Annotated in this window: 12 protein-coding genes; 5 read left to right on the top strand and 7 right to left on the bottom strand. The window is 70.0% G+C overall.

The features are described 5' to 3' along the window. Positions 1–1,953, top strand: a 1,953-nt coding sequence (locus HY703_11575) for an ATP-dependent DNA helicase (protein ID MBI4545828.1), incomplete at its 5' end; no start/stop codon positions are given. Here the strand turns inward: HY703_11575 and HY703_11570 are convergent. Beyond that, positions 1,932–2,705: a DUF1499 domain-containing protein gene (locus HY703_11570; GenBank protein MBI4545827.1), complete on the bottom strand. Its 774-nt coding sequence runs from the start codon at positions 2,703–2,705 to the stop codon at positions 1,932–1,934. The two genes, HY703_11575 and HY703_11570, sit on opposite strands and share 22 nt — an antisense overlap. 436 nt (positions 2,706–3,141) lie before the next feature. On the opposite strand from HY703_11570, the gene HY703_11565 reads away from it, so the two are divergent. Beyond that, positions 3,142–4,449 carry a citrate synthase gene (locus HY703_11565; protein MBI4545826.1) on the top strand — a complete coding sequence of 436 codons (1,308 nt, stop codon included), beginning with the start codon at positions 3,142–3,144 and terminating at the stop codon, positions 4,447–4,449. 38 nt (positions 4,450–4,487) lie between these two features. Here HY703_11565 and HY703_11560 read toward each other — a convergent pair whose 3' ends face one another. From HY703_11560 to HY703_11545, 4 genes are all read right to left on the bottom strand, one after another. Beyond that, on the bottom strand, positions 4,488–5,645 hold the full coding sequence (locus HY703_11560) for an HD domain-containing protein (protein ID MBI4545825.1): 1,158 nt from the start codon (positions 5,643–5,645) through the stop codon (positions 4,488–4,490). After that, entirely contained in the window at positions 5,642–7,705 is a 2,064-nt protein-coding gene (locus HY703_11555) for a HEAT repeat domain-containing protein (GenBank protein ID MBI4545824.1), read from the bottom strand. The genes HY703_11560 and HY703_11555 overlap by 4 nt, the downstream gene beginning before the upstream one ends. A 4-nt stretch (positions 7,706–7,709) precedes the next feature. Further along, on the bottom strand, positions 7,710–10,097 hold the full coding sequence (locus tag HY703_11550; protein MBI4545823.1) for a PAS domain S-box protein: 2,388 nt from the start codon (positions 10,095–10,097) through the stop codon (positions 7,710–7,712). A 199-nt stretch (positions 10,098–10,296) separates the two neighbouring features. Continuing rightward, the gene (locus HY703_11545; protein MBI4545822.1) at positions 10,297–11,154 is read right to left on the bottom strand and encodes a methylated-DNA--[protein]-cysteine S-methyltransferase; all 858 of its coding nucleotides are present in this window, start codon (positions 11,152–11,154) and stop codon (positions 10,297–10,299) included. Between the two features lie 246 nt (positions 11,155–11,400). Here HY703_11545 and HY703_11540 point away from each other — a divergent pair, with 246 nt between their 5' ends. Then, positions 11,401–11,742 carry a 4a-hydroxytetrahydrobiopterin dehydratase gene (locus tag HY703_11540; protein ID MBI4545821.1) on the top strand — a complete coding sequence of 114 codons (342 nt, stop codon included), beginning with the start codon at positions 11,401–11,403 and terminating at the stop codon, positions 11,740–11,742. Positions 11,743–11,835: 93 nt separating this feature from the next. Here the strand turns inward: HY703_11540 and HY703_11535 are convergent, their stop codons facing one another. Continuing rightward, a complete protein-coding gene (locus HY703_11535; protein ID MBI4545820.1) occupies positions 11,836–12,960 on the bottom strand; it encodes an oxidoreductase in 1,125 nt (374 codons plus the stop codon). A gap of 188 nt (positions 12,961–13,148) precedes the next feature. Between HY703_11535 and HY703_11530 the strand changes: the two genes are divergently transcribed. Together HY703_11530 and HY703_11525 are read left to right on the top strand one after the other, a co-directional pair. Next, positions 13,149–13,328, top strand: a complete 180-nt coding sequence (locus HY703_11530) for a hypothetical protein (protein ID MBI4545819.1) — start codon at positions 13,149–13,151, stop codon at positions 13,326–13,328. Positions 13,329–13,332: 4 nt separating this feature from the next. Further along, positions 13,333–14,835: a sodium/proline symporter gene (locus HY703_11525; GenBank protein ID MBI4545818.1), complete on the top strand. Its 1,503-nt coding sequence runs from the start codon at positions 13,333–13,335 to the stop codon at positions 14,833–14,835. A 125-nt stretch (positions 14,836–14,960) separates the two neighbouring features. Here HY703_11525 and HY703_11520 read toward each other — a convergent pair. Continuing rightward, positions 14,961–15,252, bottom strand: a 292-nt coding sequence (locus tag HY703_11520; GenBank protein ID MBI4545817.1) for a universal stress protein, incomplete at its 5' end; no start/stop codon positions are given.

Genomic DNA, 15,252 nt, shown 5'->3' with positions numbered 1-15,252 from the left:
TCGGCCGCCGAGCTGGGTGCGCTGGACGCCGCGGCCATCGCACGCGTGCGGGACGAGGCGTGGCCCCAGGTCGACAGCGCCGACGAACTGCACGACGCGCTGCTGACGTGCGGATTCCTGACGGAGGCGGAGGGAGAGGCGGGGCGGGAAGGAGTATCCTGGCGAGGCTACTTCGCAGAGCTGGTCGAGGCCGGCCGGGCGCTGGCGATAAGGGGCTCGGGCCCGGGCCGGGGCTCCGCGGCGGCAGAGCCGCCGTTGGGCCGGGGCTCGGACATGCCGGCTACGATTTCGGGTACGGGCACGGGTACGGGTACGAAATCGAGCGCTCCCGATGCAGCAGGCTTCCCGGCGGTTTGGGCTGCGACGGAGCGGCTTGGGGAGGTGCGGGCGGTATGGCCGGAGGCCGTACTCCAGGGCAGTGATGCGACTCTGAGCCTGAGCGCTGCCGCGTGGGAGCGGGCGGACGCGATACGGGAGCTGCTGCGCGGCCGGCTCGAGGTGCTCGGGCCAACCCCAGCGGCCGAGCTGGCAGAGTCACTGGGCGTCGAGGAAGGGGAGGCGGAGGCGGCACTGGTCGCGCTGGAAGCTGAAGGCGTGGTGCTGCGAGGCTCGTTCACGCCAGGCACGACCCAGCGCGAGTGGTGCGAGCGGCGGCTGCTGGCGCGGATCCACCGCTACACGCTGAACCGGCTGCGGGCGGAGATCGAGCCGGTCAGCGCTGCGGACTTCATGAGGTTCCTGGTCCAATGGCAGCGCGTCGAACCAGGGCAGCGGGTGTCGGGACTGGACGGGCTGTCGGCCGTCCTCGAGCAACTGAATGGCTTCGAGCTGCCGGCGGCGGCGTGGGAGGCAGATCTCTTGCCTTCGCGCTGCGAGAACTACACCCCCGAGCTGCTGGACGCTCTCTGCCTCATGGGGCGGGTAGCGTGGGGAAGGCTGTCCCCGCCGGCACCGGCGGCAACGGAGGCGGCAGCAGGAGGCGGCCCGGCAAGTCTCGGGCTGGCAGCGGACGGGGCTCGGGCAGGAGGTGGACCGCGACGGTTGCGCCGTGCGCCCGGGCCGCTCCGGACTTCGCCCATCGCGCTATTCACGCGGCGGAACGCCGCAGCCTGGCTGGAAGTGGCACGGCCTGGTCACCTGTCGACCTACGCAAGTCAGGTGATGGAGGCCCTCGAGCGGCGCGGCGCATCCTTCTTCGAAGAGCTGGCATCCGAGTCCGGGCTCCTGCCGACGCAGGTGGAGCTGGCGCTGGCAGAGCTCGCCGCGCTGGGTCTGGTCACGTCGGACAGTTTCGCCGGCCTGCGGGCGCTCCTCACGCCGCCGGACCGGCGGCGTCCCGTCGGCGGCGCCCGGGCGCGGCGCAGCGTTTCGCCCTACGGCGTGGAGACGGCGGGGCGCTGGTCATTGCTCGCCAGCCGCACCGATGCCGCTGCCGGCGCAGACAACGGGCGCCGCTGGGGCGCGGCGGCGGTCGAGCTGGCGGCGCGAACGCTGCTCCGCCGCTACGGCATCGTGTTCAGGCGCCTGCTGGTGCGCGAAGCCACAGCGCCGCCCTGGCGGGAGCTGGTGCTTAGCTACCGCCGGCTGGAGGCGCGGGGAGAGATCCGGGGCGGCCGCTTCCTCGCCGGAATCTCGGGCGAGCAGTTCGCGCTGCCCGAGGCCGTGGGAAGCCTGCGTGCCGTGCGCAAGCAGCGACCGGACGGCCGACTCCTCGCCATCAGCGCAGCGGATCCGCTGAACCTGGTAGGCATCCTGACGCCCGGAGAGCGCGTGCCGGCCCTCGCCGGAAATCGCATCCTGTTCCGTGACGGAGTGCCAATTGCCGTCCGGGAAGCGGGAACATCCCGCCGCCTCACTCCCGACCCCACCCTCACCGACCGCGACCTCGAGCACGCCATCGCCCGACGCGGCGTTTCGCCGCTCCTACGCGCTTACCTGCGGCCGGCGGGGTAGTGTGCCAGCCCGGCATGACTCCGCAACTTCTTCAAGAACTTGCGGACGCGCCGGGCATTGGTGCCCACGTCACTCACGCCGACGCGGGAGGCGGAGCGGATGTCGACGCGGCTGTCACCATTGGCCGGGCTGATGCGGATGACAATGTCGTCCTGGAAGCCGAACCAGGTAGTGGTGGCGGTGGCCTCGATGCGACCTTCCTGCGGCTCTGCCGCCACCATTTTCCAGCCCATGTCGCGGGCAGCGGCGAGTGCGCGCTCGAAGGCCTCGCCAGTGGGAGTGCCGAGAGTCTCCGGGCGAACCTCTGGATACGCCGCGCGCTGCTGTGCAGCGATCTCCGGGCCGCCGTAGGCGGCGGAGTTGGGCGCGTGCTGCCGCAGTGGGAGGATTGCGACGAAGCGTGGCGGGTCATCGGTATCGGTGGTGATGTCGTGAATGGCGGGGGCGCTGCGGGCGCGCCAGGCCCAGCTTACCAGCACAGCCGTGACCATGAGGCCGAGCGCCGCGCCCGTAGCAGCCCAGGCGACCCCGCCACGCGGGGCGTCCTGGCGGGTGAGGAAGGCAGCGATGACCCCCAGGCCGAGGGCGGCGAGGCCCGTGAGTGTGGCGGCGAGGAGGAATCCAAAGCCGGTGCGGAAGTGCCACCACCCCCAGCGGCTGCCGAGCGGCCCCAGCAGGGCCAGCAGCCCGGTGAGCGCGCCCAGGGCGAGCGCGAGCAGCGCGAGGCTCGAAGTCAGACGTGGTCCGGTCATTGGAGCAGGGATGAGGTCACGGCATCTCGCTGCCTCGCTCATGGGGTCCGCGTTGAAGCCTACTATCCTGATGCCCTGGGTAACGTCAAGGGGGTGCATTTCGCGAGTCCTGCAGGAGCGGTTAGATTCCGCGCCAGGCGTACATTGATGCGCCGACGCGGGAAGCGCGGCCAGGCGGCGAGGGACGCCCTTCCGCCGCTCGGGGATGACACAAGGAGCGGCCTTTGGACGTTCCTCTGGGGGTCATACGAGCGACCGGCGCCATTTCGCCGGACCGAGTTTTGCCGTCCGGGGCCTACCCAGCGGCGGGCGGGTCTCGAGGCGGCGCCTGAGCGGGCCCAGGATGTAGCGGCGGCGGTCGGCGTTGACCGGCCCCCGGGGTTCCCGAGTGACCCGTTGGCGGCGTCGTCGTCTGTCAGAGTTGGAGGGAGTGCCCATGGCAGATACTCTCACGGTCATCGACAACCGCACCGGGAAGCGGTACGAGGTCCCGATCTTGTACGGCGTCTATCCGGAGTACGGCGCTGCGATCCCGGCCGTGGACCTGCGGCAGATCAAAGCGTCGGAGGACGATTTCGGGCTCATGAGCTACGACCCGGCGTTCCTGAACACGGCGTCGTGCAAGAGCTCGATCACGCACATTGATGGGGACCGCGGGATCCTGAGGTATCGAGGTTATCCGATCGAGGAGCTGGCGGCCAAGAGCACGTTCCTGGAGGTGGCCTATCTGATCCTACATGGTGAGCTTCCCACGCAGGCGCAACTGGACGAGTGGACGTGGCACATCATCCATCACACGATTCTGCACGAGCAGACCAAGAAGCTCATGGACGGCTTCCACTACGACGCGCACCCCATGGGCATGCTGGTGAGCATGGTGGCGGCGCTGTCCACGTTCTACCCGGAAGCCAGCCGTATCCATGACCCGGAGATCCGGCGCAAGCAGATCCACCGGCTGATCGCGAAAATGCCGACATTCGCGGCTTTTGCTTACCGGCACAATGTGGGGATGCCGTACGCGTACCCGGACAATGACCTGAGCTACACCGGGAACTTCCTGAACATGATGTACAAGATGACGGAGCTGAAATACCGGCCCAACCCGGTGCTGGAGCGGGCGCTGGACGTGCTGTTCATCCTGCACGCGGACCACGAGCAGAACTGCAGTGCGAATGCCATGCGCAGCGTGGGCAGCTCGTTGCCGGATCCGTACGTCACGGTAGCCGCGGCCACGGCGGCGCTGTACGGGCCGCTGCATGGCGGCGCGAACGAGCAGGTGCTGCGCATGCTGCAGGAGATCGGCAGCAAGGATCGGGTGCCGGAGTACATCAAGCGGGTGAAGGAGGGGGAGTTCCGGCTCATGGGTTTCGGGCACCGGGTCTACAAGAACTATGACCCGCGTGCGCGCATCCTCAAGGAGATGGCGGAGCAGGTGCTCGAGGTCACGGGGCGCAGCCCGCTGCTCGAGCTGGCCATGGAGCTGGAGCGGATCGCGCTGGAGGACGACTATTTCATTACGCGGAAGCTCTACCCCAACGTGGACTTCTATTCCGGGATCACCTACCAGGCGATGGGCTTCCCGGTGGCGATGTTCCCGGTGCTGTTCGCGATCCCGCGCACCGCGGGGTGGCTGGCGCAGTGGCAGGAAATGCTGGAAGACACGGAGCAGAAGATCGCGCGGCCGCGGCAGATCTACACGGGGTCGGACCAGCGGGATTACGTGCCGATCGAGCAGAGGCGGTAGGCCTGGAGCTGTGCCACGACCCCCAGGTTCTCCGCTCTCTAGGGCTCGCCCGCAAACTTCACCACCCGCTCCTCCCACCGCCGCATCATGGTCGTGAACGTCCTCGCAAGCTGGGGATCGAGTTCGGTCCCTGCGCACTGGTCAATGTAGGCCAGGGCCTGTTCCGCCGTCCAGGCATCCCTGTATGGGCGCTCGCTGCGCAGCGCATCATACACATCGCAGACGTGCACGAGCTTGCTCGCGAAGTAGCAGTCGGACGGGAAGTGCCGAGTAGGGTAGCCGCCGCCGTCCAGCATGATATGGTGCTCGTAGGCGACGGTGGCGGTGAGGCTCGCCCTCGGGGTGCTGGCCAGGATCATGCGCGCGCCCTCGACCGGGTGCCGCTGGAATTCGGCCCGCTCCTCTTCAGACAGCTTCCCGGGCTTGGTAAGTAGCTCCCGCGGGATGGCCACCTTCCCGATGTCATGGAGCAGTGCCGCCTCGCCGATGGCGCGCACATCCGCTTGCCCGAGGCTCATGGCCTCGGCCAACGCCATGCTCAGGACCGAAACGTTGAGCGCGTGCGTGATGAGATATTCCTCAAAGCCCTGGGTCTTGAGGAGTGGCAGGACCACCTGCTCCTCGGCGTGCATGGCGATGGTGAGGGAGCGGACGACCGAGATGAGCTCGGCGATGGGAAGCGGCCGGCTGGCGCCGACCTGGTCGTGGAGCCAGCGCACGGCCTCGGCCTCCGCGGCCAGCGAGACCGCCGCCCGTTCGATGGCTGGAGCCTCGGCCGACTCGTCCCGGCTCGCGTCTCGCACGCCCACGGCGCCGAAGCGGATGCTGGTCGCGCGCATCTCCCGTGTAGACGCGGTCTCGGCCGGCTGCGCGGTCAGCCTGGCCAGCACTTCCTCAAGGAAAGCGTCAAAATCTTGCCGCACTACGTTCTCGCCGAACTCGAGGCGCTGGAGGCCCGCGGCCACGAAGCGGGGCGTCCAATCCCAGCCTCTGAGCTCGCGCACTGGCCGATTCCCGCAGATCACTTCCTCGCCCAGGAAGGTGAAAATTGGCCGGGGCTCGGCGGACTGGAGGTCGCGCAGTCCCCGATAGGCCGTCTCCAGCACCCGTTCCCGGGCCGGATGCCCTTCGCCGTAGAGCATCATGGTCGACAGGGCCTGGGCCAGGCCGTTCAGGAACTGGGCTGGCTCGCTCATGGCTGGGGCTCGATCTCTCTGGCCGCAGCGCGGATGCCGAGGTCTCGCGCGCGCCGGGCGCGCGCGAGCAGTGCTGCAGCCCTGGGTTCGTCGCTCCAGCCCGCGGCCAGGCTGGCAAGCGCTGCCAGGGTCACAGGCGAGCTTGCGGCGACGCGCGGTTTCAGGAAAAGGCGCTTTGGCCTGGAGGCCAGGCGGAGCAGCGTCTCGAGGACCTCCGGCGAGCGCACCCGACCGAGCACGCGGACGCCGAGCGCGCGGAGGTCCATGGGCAGGTCCGCGTCGAGGGCGCGGCTTGCGACAATGGGCACGGCGACCGGCGGGCACTGCATTTCCTGAGCAGCCGCCAGCCCCCTCCGGAGTATTGCCGGATCGGCATCCTGGAGGGCCGGGGCGAGCACGTCCTCCCGGTGGCCGTCGAGGCGGAGCAGCAGACGGAAGGCCTCGCGGCGCACCCGCGCGTCGGGGTGGCCGGCGTAGGGCGCGGTCGGCACGCCCTCGGGCCACTCGCCGACGGCGTTGAGCAGGGAGAGCAGGTTTCGCTGCACGAACCAGCGCTCGTCGGCAAGCAGCTCGGCGGCGAGCGGAACGATGGCACTGCCGAACGCGCCCAGGCGCTCGAAAAGTTCGCGACGCGTCCGCCGGGATTCCGATTCGACCAGCGTCCGAAGCAAAGGCGCTGCCGCTGCGGCACCCAGGTGCGCCACGAATTTATCGACCAGATGGAGATCGACGGGATCGGCCGCCAGCACGACAGCAAGGCGCTCTGCGGTAGCGATCCTACGCCAGATCTCTTGGGCGCAGTGACTCCCCGCGGGAGCCCGGTCCAGCAGAGCGGCCAGGGTGCCCAGCTTCCCCTCCTCGAGCGACCGGTCCACGGCCGTCCAGACGTCCGGGCCATTGACGTCGAGTTCGAGCCCGAGCTCGATGATCCGCTCAACCTCGAGCGGCTCCGCCCAGAGGTCAGACAGGGGGCTGCCCTGAGCTGACCGGGCCAGAGTTCCCAGCACGCGCGTGTAGGGTTCCGGGAGCGTCTCGCCTCCGTCCCAGCCCTGAAGCACATGCCGAACCTGCTCGCGGAGCGCCGTATCCGCCTGGCTGCGCACCTGCGGCGAGCCGCCCTCGGCGTACTGCGCCATTTTCGAGAGGAGCCGAACCATGGTGTGGGAGAGGCTCCGGTCGGACGCCTCGGCCGCGGCCCGGAGCAAGGCCATGACGGCGTCGAGGCTGAAGGCGTGAGAGGCGTCCAGTACGAAGCTGCGGCGTCGGCCAAAGTCGCCGCCCATGTTCACCAGGCGGCGCAGCGTGTCGGGGCGGAGGTCGGTGATCAGCCGGGCCATGCGGCGCCGGATCACCGGCGCGTCGCTGATCCCGCCTGTCTTGAGCTCCTCCGCGATCTGAAGGAAGTAGCCGACGATGGCCTGCTCGTAGGCACGGCTAGCCTCGTGGGTGTTAATGGCCCGGGCGACTGTCGCCGGATCCGCTGCCGCGGCCGTCTTCTGGGCCGCACCGGCGGCGAGGGCGGTGCGAGCGAGCCCGAGCCAGAGCTCCGTGCCGCGGGACACGGGCCCACCCTCCTCGCCGCCCTCAACGCCGTCGGCCAGCTCCAGGCTGTCGTACCGCACCGAGAAGAGGTGCACGTGCGGCCATGCCGGGAACCGCTCCGGCGGCCTCGCGCCGAGCGGACCGGCGCGGTCCGCGTCAGCCGCTAGGGCGCGAAGCAGGTCCGCGGCCTCGTCAGCGGAGATACCCGGTTCGAAGCTCAGCGCCCCGATCTGGTGCCGGTGGAGCCGCTCCGCCAGGCCACCGAGCACGGGGTGCTGCGGGTCCGTCGGAGCGCCGCCAATGACGAGCTGCCGGCTTGCGACGCCGAGGGCGAGGGACCCGCGCTCCCGGAGCAGCTTCTCGATGCGTTCGGCTACCGCCGCGCCGGCGGGTGCGAGGGCCGGATGCCCCTCGGGGTACATGGTGTGTTTTTGCACGGCGGACGCCAATTCCAGGAGCAAGTCCAGGAGCTCCTGGGGCGGCGCCGGACGCTCGGCGGGACGGGGAGCCTCGCTCACCGCGCTACTCCGGGCCGAGCGCCTCGCGCACCTTACGGGCGAGCGTGGCGGGGGTGAAGGGCTTTTCCACGAAGTCGCGCCCTGCCTCGATGACCGGAAGCGCCGTGGCATCGACGGTGCCATAGCCGGACATGTAGAGCGTCTTGAGCCCGGGCCGCACTTCGGCAACTTGTCCGGCCAGCTCGTGGCCGCTCATCTGGGGCAGCATGATGTCGGTGAGCAGCAAGTGGATGGCGCCGTTGTACTGGCGGGCGAGGTCGAGGGCCTGGGCACCGGTACGCGCCTCGAGGATGGTATAGCCGCGGCGCTCGAGCACGCGGCGGGCGAGGGAGCGCACCGCATCCTCGTCCTCGACCAGCAGCACGGTTTCTCCGCCGCCCCCCGGTTCCGCGGCGGGCGGACCGCCCCGTGGGGCCTCGGCCGCGGCGTCGCCGGCCAGGGGCAGATAGATGTCGAAGCGCGTACCCCGCCCGGGCTCACTCTGCACGTCGATCCAGCCGCCGCTCTGGCTCACGATGCCGTACACGGTCGAGAGGCCGAGCCCGGTCCCCTGCGCCTTCTCCTTGGTGGTGAAGAAGGGCTCGAAGATGCGCGAGAGCGTGTCGCGGTCCATGCCCACGCCCGTGTCGCCGACCCAGAGCAGGGCGTGGCGGCCGGGGTGTGCGCCCGCGTGCGCGCGGGCCTGGCGCTCCTCCACCTCGACGCTCCTGGTGCCGATGCTAAGAGTGCCGCCCCGCGGCATGGCATCCCTCGCGTTTACGACCAGATTCATGAGGACCTGCTCCATCTGCCCGGGGTCCGCCCGCAACTTGCCCAGGGTGGGGTCGAGGTCGGTGGCGATCTCGATATCTTCGCCGATCAGACGGCGCAGCATGCGCTGGAGGTTGGAGACGACGGCGTTCAGGTCCAGCAGCCGCGGCTGCATCACCTGCTTGCGGCTGAAGGCGAGGAGCTGCTGGGTCAGGCTCGCCGCCCGGTCCGCGGCCTGGGCGATCTCGTCGACATCGGGCCGGCCGGGATCTTCGCCGGGCAGCTCGGCGAGCAGGAGGTCGGCACGTCCGCGGATGACCGTGAGCAGGTTGTTGAAGTCGTGGGCAATGCCGCCCGCGAGGCGGCCGACGGCTTCCATCTTCTGCGCCTGCCGGAACTCCCGCTCGAGCCGTTTCCGCTCGGTGATGTCGTGAGCGATGATTTCGTAGCCCAGCACCTCGCCGGTGTCCGCCTTCCACACGGTGGCGGAGAGCAGGCAGTCGCGCGCCGTGCCGTCCCGCCGCTGCAACTGGACCTCGAGGTCCTGCACGCTTTCCTCGGCCAGGATGGCGCGCGGGATCCACTCGGCGTCATCAGGATCCGCGAAGAGGTCGCGCGCTGCGAGGGTTTCCATGTCCCGGGCGCTGCAGCCCAGGAGCTGCAACGCTGCGGAATTGAAGTCCAGGATCCGGCCTTCCCAGGTGGCGACAATAATGGCGCTCCGGGACTGCTCGAAGAGCGTGCGGTAGCGGGCTTCACTTTCCCTCAGCGCGCGAGCCGCGGCTGCCCGGACCGTGACGTCCCGCACGACGCCGAAGAGGCGCACGACGGCGCCCGCATCATCGAGTTGGGGGACCGTCCAGTCCTCGACCCAGCGATATTCGCCGGTGTCGCGGTGGCGGAGCCGGTACTCCTGCAGGCCGGGGCGGCCGCTGTTCACCAGCTCCTGCGTCGCGGCCTCGACCACCGGCCGGTCCTCCGGGTGCAGGAGCGCGTACCAGAGGCCCGGATCGCGAGCGAAGTCCTCGGGCGGGCAGCCCACGAGGTCCGTCACCTGCTGACTGATGAACTCGGCCTCTCCGCTCAGCGGCGCGCCAGGTGCGGGCCTGCGGGAGTAGACCACCTGGCCCATCCCGGTCAGGACCAGTGCGTAGCGTTCGGCCGTGTCCAGCAGCGCGCTCTCCAGGCGACGCTGCTCGCCGAGGTCGCGGACGATGGCCAGGACCAGGAGCTCGGGGCCGCTCTCGAGGGGGGCGAGCAGGATGTCTACCGGGATCTCGGAGCCGTCCTTGCGCCGGGCGTAGAGTTCGAGGCCCGACTGCATGGGCCGCGGCTGCGGCGACTGCCAGTACTGCTCGCGCAACTCCTGGTGGCTGCCGCGCAGCCTCTCCGGGACCAGCAGCTCGACGGGCTGGCCGAGCAGCTCCTCGGGCGAGTAGCCGAACAGCTTTGCCGCCGCGCCGGCTGCGAACCGGATGCGGCCCTCCCGGTCCGCGAGCAGGATCGCGTCCGGGCAGGCGCTGCAGAGCGCGCGCAACAGTTCGTCCGGCGGCGAGACAGCGCCGCCCGAGCCGGCGTGGCGGGGTGTCGGGTTCTCCATGGAGCTGGGGGTCCGGGTGGCGCTGCGCCACGAGCGCAGCATCCTCCGGCGCGGGGACGATTTTCAAATAGGGGAGAGCACAATGCGGAGGAAATTCGGCCCGTACCTCTGTGCCGGGCAATAGATCTCCGCCTGCGCGGGGGTCAAGCAAATATAGCCGGGTCTTCCGGCGGCGCAACCTGAAGCCTGCATACCCTGCATATTGCATAATCCGCGCCGCTCGCTCCAGGTGCGGCTCGGATCAGGCCGGGGAGGCTTGGGATCCAGCCCGGGCCGCCTCCCAGGCCAGCATCACCTTCTTCCGGCCCGCACCCCAGTGGTATTCGCCGAAGGCGCCGGTCTTACGGATAACGCGGTGGCAGGGGATGAGGAAGGCGACGCGGTTCCGGCCGACCGCGGCGCCAACCGCCCGGGCAGCCCGGGGTGCGCCGATGGCGGCGGCGATGTCGTCGTACGAGGCCACGGTGGCTGGCGGAATGCGCAGCAGCGCTTCCCAGACCCGGATCTGGAAGTTGGTGCCCTTGAGAACGATGGGCAGCGCAGCAGTGGCGCCGGTCCCCGCCAGCGTGAAGATGCGCTCGAGGAGCGGGCCGGTTGCCGCTGTGGAGTGCTCGAGCTGCGCGTGCGGCCACTGGCGCCGCAGCTCGGCGGCGGGGTGATCGCCGCCGCCCGGCACCAGGAAGGAGAGGGCGCAGATGCCGCGCTCGGTCACGGCGATCAGGCACTCGCCGAACGGGCTGGCGTGCGTGCCGTAGCGGATGGTGAGCCCGGCGCCGCCGCGCTTCAGCTCGCCCGGCGTGACGGCGTGGACGCTCACGATCAGGTCGTGCAGCCGCGAGGGCCCGGAGAGCCCGGCGTGGTAAGTCACTTGCAGCAGACTGCGCGGCTCGCGCAGCAGGTCACGGGCGTAATGCGCGGTCAGGAACTGCAGGAACCGCTTGGGGCTGATGCCCGCCCATCGGGTGAACAGACGCTGGAAGTGGTACTCGCTGAGGCCCACGCTGCGAGCGACCTCGCCCAGCCCGGGGTGCTCGTAGAAATGACTGTCCAGGTATAGGATCGCCTGTTCGATCCGGCCGTAATCCTCGCCGCGTAGCATCATGGGGCCGCCTTTCCGTGGTTGAACTGCCCCGATGATGCAGCGGCAGAGCAGAGGATTCAATCCGATTCTTGCTGCTAGCCAGGAACAGGGGAAGGGCCAGGGCCCATGCCTGGCATCGGGATGGGGAATAGCCGGAATAGCCGGACCCGTTGCGCGCTGTCGCGGGGCGTAGCAGATGTCTAACTTTAACGAGGCTCCGCCTCAGACCGACCCAGGGAACGGACCCTAACAGGAGCGGGGGCAATGGCAGGATTAACGGAGATGAAGTGTGAGGCGTGCCGGGCGGACTCGCCGCGGGTCAGCGCGGAGGAGACGCGCGAGCTCGGGCGAGAGGTGCCGGAGTGGGACGTCGTCGAACGGGAGGGAATCCCGCGCCTGGAGCGTGTTTTCCGGTTCCCCGATTTCCGCGGCGCGCTGGCATTCACTCAGCGCGTGGGGGAGCTGGCGGAATCCGAGCATCACCACCCGGCGCTGCTCACGGAATGGGGGCGCGTGACCGTGACCTGGTGGACGCACAAGATCCGGGGGCTGCACCGCAACGACTTCATCATGGCGGCCAAGACGGACCGGCTGGCGGCGCGGTAAGTGGTCGAGTGTGCGTGACCGTACTTGCGGATTCGAGCACCAAGCCCGCGGGGGCGAGGCGAGCCGGGGGTCGAGGGGGCCAGGGCAACCGGCTCAGGGAGTCACGGCCGGTGGGATCGGCCCCGTCCAGCGGGCGATGCGGCCTCCCGTGCCGGCGGCCCAGCCGGCGGCAGGACTGGCAAAGGAGACGGTGTTGTAGCCGACGTCGCCCAGACGGGTCCAGGTGGTGCCGTCATCGAGGGAGTAGCCGGAGCCCGCCGGTCCCACGGCCATCAGCGTGGGCGTAGCGGCGCCGGGGACGTAGGCCAGCCCGTAGCGCACGCCCGGCGGATCGGAGGGACTGGCGAGGGCCCAGGTGATCCCGCTGTCGGCGGTGCGCAGCACGTTGGCCCCGCCAGCCAGCCGGGCAGCGGCTGTTCCGGCAGAATCGCGATAGTCGCCGCCGCCCGCCACGCCGTTTAGCGAGTCGCGGAACGCCAGGGCGAAGATCCCCGCCGTCTGGCTGGCGGCGAGCGGCGTCTCCGCGGCGGCCCAGGTGGCGCCACCATCCAGGGTGAAGAACACGCGGGCCATGGCGCTCCCGCCGGTGCCGAACCAGGCGCGGCTGGAGCCCTGCACGACGATCCCGCTGCCGCTCGCGGCGAATCCGGCCTCGCGGGCCCGGGGCGGTGGGATCCGGTCGCGGGGCACTTCGGTCCAGGTGGCGCCGCCGTCCGCGGTCGTGACAATCAGGAAGCTGCCATCCACCGGGTCGCTGAAGGCTACGCCGTGGTCGGCGTCCCAAAAGGCCATGCCATCGAAGAAGACGCCAGGCGCCCGCTTCTGGTACTGGCGCACCCAATGCGCGCCGCCATCCGTGGTCTTGTAAACGGCGCCGTAGCTGCCGCGGAAGTCGGTTCCGAGGAGGAACGCGGTATCGGCACTGACGGCGTGGACATCGATGAAGTAGAGGTCTGCGGCACCGGGCACGCTGGCGGAGGTCCAGCTCGAGCCGCCGTCGGTGGTACGCGTGTAAATGCCGTCACGGCCGGCAGCCCAGGCAACAGCTTCGTTGACGGCGGCAAGGCCGCGCAGCTCGGTGGTGGTGCCGCTCTGCTGCGGCTTCCACTGTGCCGCGGCGGCTGGGCGGCTGCCCAGTAGCGCGGCGAGGGTCGTCAGGGCATGCGCGGCGCAGCGCCAGCGGGGGCGGGGGGGGCGGGCGGCAAGTGTTCCGGCCATGGGCAAGCGGTGGCGAAGGGGGATGGGACTCGGGGGCAGCAGCTTTCCGGGAAGATTAGCTGCGCGGGCGCGTTCGCGCGAGTCCGTCAGGCGCGGCTATTCCCAGGCGGGGCCGCGCACACTAGTGTAGGCTGGCTGCCTCCATCCGCAGCGAGGCTGCCCAGCCAGTTTCCAAAGGATCTTTCGTGATGGCGGCCCATACCGCCGAAGGGCACACCTGGTTCGAGCGCGAGGTCGTGGCGCTGCTGCCGGAGCTCTACGCAGCGGCGCTGCGGCTGGTCAGGAACGGCGGTGCCAATCCCGAGACACGCAAGGTCGCGGCGTCGTTTGGCGCGCTCGCCATGGTGATGCGGGCGTTCAAGCCTTAGAGTGGTGCCGCTGCTTCAGGCCGTGCCGCTGCCGCGGCTGGCGCAGCCGGCCGTGGTGGCGATCGCGCTGCTCTACTTCGCGGCCGTGGCGGCGATCGGCGCCTGGGCGCTGCGGCGGACGCGCACGGCCAGTGACTTCTTTGTCGCGGGGCGCGGCATCGGGCTGATCACGCTCTCGCTTGCCGCCATGGCCTCGACCCTGTCCGGCTTCGCCTTCGTGGGCGGGCCGGGGCTCCTCTATGCTGTCGGGCTGGGCGCGCTGTTCATTATCCTTCCCGCACCCATCACGAGCACCATGACGGCGTGGCTGCTGGCCAAGCGGCTGCGGCTGCTGGGCGAGGTGCGCGGGCTGATCACCGTGCCGGACGCGGTGGGCGCGCGCTACCGCTCGCGACTGGCGCAGGGGCTCTCGGCGACTGCGATCCTGGTCGCCGTCGTAGGCTACATGGCGACCAACCTGCTGGCGCTCGGCGTGGTCATTGACGCCATATTCGGAGTGGGGTTGGGCTGGGGCATCTGGCTGGGCATGGCGATTGTGCTGGCCTACTCCGCGTCGGGCGGCATCCTGGCGGGCGTGTACACGGACGTCTTCCAGGGGAGCCTCATGGCCCTGGCCTCGGTGCTGGTCTTCCTTTTTGCGCTGGACGCGGGCGGCGGGCTGGCCAACATCTCCCGGAGCATTCTGCATGCGGAGCCGGCGTCCATGGCGCCGTGGGGGAAGCTCTCGCCCATGGCCGCACTCTCCTTCTACTTCGTGTTCGGGCTGGGGGCACTGGGCCAGCCGCAGGTGCTGCACAAGTTCTACATGCTGCGAGACCCGATGCGGCTGCGCTGGTACCCGCTGCTCATGACGCTGGCCCTGATGCTGACGCTGCTCCTCTACTTCGGCGTCGGCGTTGCGGCCAAGGCGCTGGTGATCGGGGAGGCGATACCGCCCCTCAGCCATCCGGATCTGGCCACGCCCACCCTCCTGCTCCGCTTCACCCCGCTGCTGCTGGCCGGCCTGGTCTTCGCCGGCGTGGCGGCGGCCATCATGAGCACGGTCAACTCGTTCATGAACATTGCCGCGGCCGCCGTCACCCACGATCTGCCGGTGGCCTTCGGCCGGCGGCTGCACAACGAGCTGCTCTGGGGGCGCGCCGGCACGGTCGGGATCTCCCTGGCTGCGGCGCTACTGGCGCAACTGCCGGGGACCCTGGTGGCGTTCCTCGGGATCTTCGGCTGGGGACTGTTCGCGTCGACACTCGTGCCCGCACTGGCGATCGGGCTGAACTGGGCGGGGGCAACGCGTGCCGGCGCGATTGCCTCCATCGCCACCGGGTTGCTCTTCACCCTGGCGTTCGAGGGCCTGGCCTACTTCCACGTGTACAGCTTTCCGGCAGGCGTAACGGTATCGGGCGGCGCGCTGGTACTCTCGCTGCTGGTGTTCTTTACCGGCTCCTGGCTCACACGGCGGAGCGCCGCCGCGCAGATCGATCCGGATGTGCGGCTGATCATGGAGGTGTGAGGGAGCGCCGGGAAGCCGCGGTGCCGCGGCTTACCCTCGGGATGACAGCGGTGTTGGTCGGCAAAGGGGGAGGTTGCTGGGCCTGAGCACGTGCGCCACTGATCGCGGCACGGCCGCCAACGGGATCAGGACCGGAGGGGATGCCCGCTGACCGGGGCGCGAGGGGCGCTGCGCCCGCGGCGCGCAACGGCAAGCCGCCCGCGCGCAGCGCCGGCGCCGTGCAGCCGGACCGGCGGCCGGTAGAGCAGGACGGGCGCACGCGCGCCGCGCAGCACCTTGTCCGCTACGCTGCCCAGCATGATGCGGGAGACGCCGCCCCGGCCGTGCGTTGCCATAGCGATCAGGTCCACCGCGTTGCGCTCGGCAAAGTCGAGTATGCCGGCCGCGGGACTCGCGTGCACGATCACGGCCGTCGCC

The sequence above is a fragment of the Gemmatimonadota bacterium genome, assembly GCA_016209965.1.
In the GTDB taxonomy this organism is placed as follows: domain Bacteria; phylum Gemmatimonadota; class Gemmatimonadetes; order Longimicrobiales; family RSA9; genus JACQVE01.
This window is presented reverse-complemented; position numbering and strand designations above follow the sequence as displayed.

Excerpts from the sequence above, each read along its gene's own strand:
- HY703_11570 (MBI4545827.1), bottom strand. The coding sequence starts at position 2,705 with ATGACCGGACCACGTCTGACTTCGAGCCTCGCGCTGCTCGCGCTCGCC.
- HY703_11565 (MBI4545826.1), top strand. The coding sequence starts at position 3,142 with ATGGCAGATACTCTCACGGTCATCGACAACCGCACCGGGAAGCGGTAC.
- HY703_11560 (MBI4545825.1), bottom strand. The coding sequence starts at position 5,645 with ATGAGCGAGCCAGCCCAGTTCCTGAACGGCCTGGCCCAGGCCCTGTCG.
- HY703_11550 (MBI4545823.1), bottom strand. The coding sequence starts at position 10,097 with ATGCTGCGCTCGTGGCGCAGCGCCACCCGGACCCCCAGCTCCATGGAG.
- HY703_11545 (MBI4545822.1), bottom strand. The coding sequence starts at position 11,154 with ATGCTACGCGGCGAGGATTACGGCCGGATCGAACAGGCGATCCTATAC.
- HY703_11540 (MBI4545821.1), top strand. The coding sequence starts at position 11,401 with ATGGCAGGATTAACGGAGATGAAGTGTGAGGCGTGCCGGGCGGACTCG.
- HY703_11535 (MBI4545820.1), bottom strand. The coding sequence starts at position 12,960 with ATGGCCGGAACACTTGCCGCCCGCCCCCCCCGCCCCCGCTGGCGCTGC.
- HY703_11530 (MBI4545819.1), top strand. The coding sequence starts at position 13,149 with ATGGCGGCCCATACCGCCGAAGGGCACACCTGGTTCGAGCGCGAGGTC.